At 76.5% G+C, this 4,511-nt stretch carries 4 protein-coding genes; 2 read left to right on the top strand and 2 right to left on the bottom strand.

The window, feature by feature from the left end; translation table 11 throughout:
* Positions 1 to 141 precede the first annotated feature (141 nt).
* Entirely contained in the window at positions 142 to 1,779 is a 1,638-nt protein-coding gene (locus C6N75_RS24250) for an acyl-CoA dehydrogenase family protein (protein ID WP_105871027.1), read from the bottom strand.
* 17 nt (positions 1,780 to 1,796) lie between these two features.
* On the opposite strand from C6N75_RS24250, the gene C6N75_RS24245 reads away from it, so the two are divergent.
* The gene (locus C6N75_RS24245) at positions 1,797 to 2,969 is read left to right on the top strand and encodes a YihY/virulence factor BrkB family protein (RefSeq protein ID WP_105871026.1); all 1,173 of its coding nucleotides are present in this window, start codon (positions 1,797 to 1,799) and stop codon (positions 2,967 to 2,969) included.
* 10 nt (positions 2,970 to 2,979) lie between these two features.
* On the top strand, positions 2,980 to 3,732 hold the full coding sequence (locus C6N75_RS24240; protein WP_258177587.1) for a helix-turn-helix domain-containing protein: 753 nt from the start codon (positions 2,980 to 2,982) through the stop codon (positions 3,730 to 3,732).
* 120 nt (positions 3,733 to 3,852) lie between these two features.
* Here the strand turns inward: C6N75_RS24240 and C6N75_RS24235 are convergent, their stop codons facing one another.
* Complete coding sequence (locus C6N75_RS24235) at positions 3,853 to 4,290, bottom strand: VOC family protein (protein WP_105871025.1); 438 nt, start codon at positions 4,288 to 4,290, stop codon at positions 3,853 to 3,855.
* Positions 4,291 to 4,511 lie beyond the last annotated feature (221 nt).

Here is a 4,511-nt window from a genome sequence, read left to right as displayed (position 1 = left end):
CGGGGCGCGGGCCGTCACTGGACGCCGGCCCGCGCCCCCGGCCCGCACCCCGGCGCCTGGCGGGAGACCGGAGGCGGCGCCCCGCCCCCGCTGCCCCGGTGCGGCCGGCGGCGGCACACCACCCAGCCACAGCCCTACTGCTCAGAGCTGCGGCCGGGCCCGCTCCACCACCGAGGCCAGGTCCAGGGTGTGCGGCAGGGTGCCGAACGCCGTCCCCCAGTCGCCGCCCAGCCGGGAGCCGCAGAACGCGTCCGCGACCGCGGACGGCGCGTACCGCACCAGCAGCGAGCCCTGGAGCACCAGCGCCATCCGCTCCACCAGCCGGCGCGCCCGCGCCTCCGCGCCCTCCAGATCGGCCAGTTCGGTCAGCAGGCCCTTCACCGCCCCGTCCAGCCGGTGGTCCGCGCCGCGCGCCGCGCCCACCTCGCGCAGGAAGGCGTCCAACGCGGCCGGCTCCCGGCCCAGCGCCCGCAGCGCGTCCAGCGCCTGGACGTTGCCCGAGCCCTCCCAGATGGAGTTCAGCGGCGCCTCGCGCAGCAGCCGCGGCATCCCGGAGTCCTCGACATAGCCGTTGCCGCCCAGGCACTCCAGCGCCTCCGCGGCCACCGGGGTGGCCCGCTTGGTCACCCAGTACTTCGCCGCCGGCACCGCGAGCCGCAGCAGCGCCCGCTCCCCGTCCGTGTCCGCGTCGTAGGCCGCCGCCAGCCGCATCGCCAGCACGGTCGCCGCCTCCGACTCCAGCGCCAGGTCGGCCAGCACGTTGCGCATCAGCGGCTTGTCGACCAGCCGGCCGCCGAACGCCGAGCGGTGCGCGCAGTGGTGCACGGCCTGCGCCACCGCCTGCCGCATCAGCGCCGCCGAGCCCAGCACGCAGTCCAGCCGGGTCGCCGCCACCATCTCGATGATGGTGCGCACCCCCCGGCCCTCCTCGCCCACCCGGCGGGCCCAGGTGGAGTCGAACTCGACCTCGCTGGAGGCGTTGGAGCGGTTGCCCAGCTTGTCCTTGAGCCGCTGGATGCGGAAGGCGTTGCGGGAGCCGTCGTCCAGCACCCGGGGCACCAGGAAGCAGGTCAGCCCGTTCGGCGCCTGCGCCAGCACCAGGAAGGCGTCCGACATCGGGGCCGAGCAGAACCACTTGTGCCCGGTCAGCGCGTACTCCCCGGCGGCCGCGAGCGGCAGCGCTGCGGTGGTGTTCGCCCGGACGTCGCTGCCGCCCTGCTTCTCCGTCATCCCCATCCCGAACAGCACCCCGGTCCGGTCCGCCGGGGCGGCGAGCCGCTCCCCCTCGTACACCTGCGAGGTCAGCTTCGGCTCCCAGAAGGCGGCCAGCTCCGGATCCGCCCGCAACGCTGGGACGGCCGCGTGGGTCATCGACAGCGGGCAGCCGTGGCCCGGTTCGGCCTGCGTCCACACCAGGAAGCCGGCCGCCCGGCGGACATGGCCGCCCGGCCGGCCCCAGGCGTTGGTCAGCCCGTTGGTCACCGCGTGCCCCAGCAGCCGGTGCCAGGCCGGGTGGAAGTCGACCTCGTCGATCCGGTTGCCGTAGCGGTCGTGTGTACGGAGCACCGGCGGGTACGCGTCGGCCTGCGCGCCCCACTCCTGCGCCTGCGCCGAACCGGCGCTCGTGCCGAGCGTGGCCAGCTCCCCGAGCGCCTCGTCGAGCAGCCCGGGATCGAGGTGGCGCTGCACCGCCTCGGCGAGCGCACGGTCGGCGGAGAAGACGTCGTACCCCACCAGGGGCGGGGCCTGGTTGGTCACTGTGTGGGTGGTGGTCGCCATGCGGATACGGTAAGGACGTGCAGGCAGCGAACGAAACACCCCCGGGGGCGCACAAGCCCGCGGGCAGGCTCCACCGGGCCCGGGCCCTCTACCGCAACGTCTCGAAACGGACCCTCGCCTGGCTTCTCCTCAAGGACACCGTCAACTCCTGCATCGAGTACCGGATTCTCGGGCTCGCCGCCGAGGCGGCGTTCTTCACCCTGCTGTCGCTGCCGCCGCTGATGCTCGGCCTGCTCGGGCTGCTCGGATACGTCGACGGCTGGACGAACACCACCACCGTCGCCTCCATCGAGGAGAACATCCTGCGGGCGGTCGGCACCGTGCTGTCCGACCGGGGCGTCGACGACATCGCCCGGCCGCTCCTGGAGGACGTCACCCAGGGCGGCCGGCCCGACGTCATCTCCATCGGCTTCGCCATTGCCCTGTGGTCCGGCTCGCGGGCGGTCAACGTCTTCATCGACACCATCACCGTGATGTACGGCCTCGACGGGCACCGCGGCATCGTCGCCACCCGGCTGCTGGCCTTCCTCCTCTACATCGTCGCCATGGTGATCGGCGCGGTGGTGCTGCCCCTGGCGGTGGTCGGGCCCGACCGGCTGGTGGAGTGGGTGCCCTACGGCCAGGAGGTCGTCACCGTCCTGTACTGGCCGGTCGTCATCCTGCTGTCGATCGCCTTCCTCACCACGCTCTACCACGTGTCCGTCCCGGTCCGCTCGCCCTGGATCGAGGACGTGCCCGGCGCGCTGGTCGCCCTCGCCATGTGGGTGCTGGGCAGTGCCGGCCTGCGGGTCTACCTCACCAGCCAGGTCGAGGGCCCCACCATCTACGGCTCGCTGGCCGCCCCCATCGCCGTGCTGCTGTGGATAGGGATCTCCGCCTTCGCCGTGCTGGTCGGCGCGGCCGTCAACGCCGCGATCGACCGGGTCTGGCCGGCCGCCACCACCGCCGCCGCCCGCGCCGAGACCGAGCGGCTGCGCGCCGCCGAGGCCGCCATGGAACTGGTCGCCCGCGCCAAGGCCGCCGGCGGGTCCCCGGACGAGGACGACCCCGACATGCCCTCGGAGTTCCCCGAGCGCTGGTCCCGCTTCCTGCCGCCCGAGGACGTCCGCGCCCGCCTGCACTACCAGCGCGAACGGGAGGGCGGCGAGGACGGGCCCGGCCCCCGCGAGGAGCACGGCGACACGCCGTAGCCTGGGGCGGGTGGCACCCCTCCGGCACACCGGTTACGAGGAGCGGCCCGCCCTCCTGGACGGGGCCGTGCTGTGGCGCAACGCCCCGGCCGGCCCGGCCGCCGCCGTGCTCCCCGACGGCTGCATGGACCTGCTCTTCCACGCCGGCCGCCTGCTCGTCGCCGGCCCGGACACCGGCCCGCACGCCGTCGGCGCCGCCCCCGGCGACGGCCCCTGGACCGGCGTCCGGTTCGCGCCCGGCGACGCGCCCGCCCTGCTCGGCGTGCCCGCCCACGAGCTGCGCGACCGGCGCGTCGACCTCGCCGCGCTCTGGCCCGGCGACCGGGTCCGCCGGCTCGCCGAGCGGATCGCCGACGCCCCCGACCCGGCCGCCGCCCTGGAGGCGCTCGCCCTCCGGCTCGCCGCCGACGCCCCCCGCCCCGACCCGCTGACCCGCGCCGTGGCCCGTGACCTCGCCCGGGGCCGCACCGTCGCCGGCACGGCCGCCGCCACCGGCCTGTCCGCCCGCCAACTGCACCGCCGCTCCCTGGCCGCCTTCGGCTACGGCCCCAAGACCCTCGCCCGGGTGCTGCGCCTCCAGCGCGCCCTCGCCCTCGTCCGGGCCGGCGCCCCCCTCGCCGAGGCCGCCCACACCGCCGGCTGCGCCGACCAGGCCCATCTGGCCCGTGAGGTGCGCGCACTGGCCGGGACGACGCTGACCGCGTACGCGGCCTCCGCCGGGCAGCCGCCGGAGGGTGTCCGGCGGGTGTCCGGCGGAGGGTAGGGCCCAGCCGTCCGCCGCCGGGCAGCCGCCTGCGGGTGCGGCTCAGTCGTCCGCCGCCGGTCGGCCGCCTGCGGGTAGGGCTCAGTCGTCCGCCGCCGGTCGGCCCGCGGCCGGTTCCGCTCAGCCGTCCGCGGGCCGGTCCGCGAAGAGGGAGACGCCCATGCCGTCCGGATCCAGGACGACGGCGTAGCGCTGGCCCCACACCGCGTCCCAGGGCGCGAGATGGCCGCGGTGCCCGGCCGCGAGGAGGTCCGCGTACGCCGCGTCCACCGCCGCCGGGTCGGCGCAGCGGAAGGCGAGGCCGATCCGCTCCCCGCCCTCCGGCCGCCGCCAGTGCGGGTCGTAGGAGCGGACCGTCTCCTCGGTGTCCCACAGCACCCGCAGCCCGCCCGGCAGCGCCGCCTCGACGTGCGGCGCCTCCGCCGCGCCCGCGGGGACGTCCACCCCCAGCCTCCGGTAGAAGGCGAGGGAGGCCGCCATGTCGGAGACGACGAGCCCGACCGCGTCGAGCACGGGGACGGCGGTACGGGGGTTCCTGGTCACCTGTGAACTGGTCATGGAGCCCACGCTAGGAGCCGGGCCGGGCGTCGGTCTTGAACGAATCGGACGCGCACCCGACCGGACCGGACCCGGCGTCCGGCCGGCCGGTGCGCCGGGCCGCCCGCCGCGGCGCACCGCGCGGGGGCGCGGGCCGCACGGTGTAATGAGAGGACGACCATCCCCACCGCCCGGGCGCCCCCGTGCCCCGCCCGGGCCGCACGCGGAGGGCCGACCATGGC

The organism is Streptomyces solincola, assembly GCF_002982015.1.
GTDB lineage: Bacteria > Actinomycetota > Actinomycetes > Streptomycetales > Streptomycetaceae > Streptomyces > Streptomyces solincola.
Note: the sequence above shows the minus strand (reverse complement) of the source record. Positions and strands in the feature narration are given on the sequence as shown.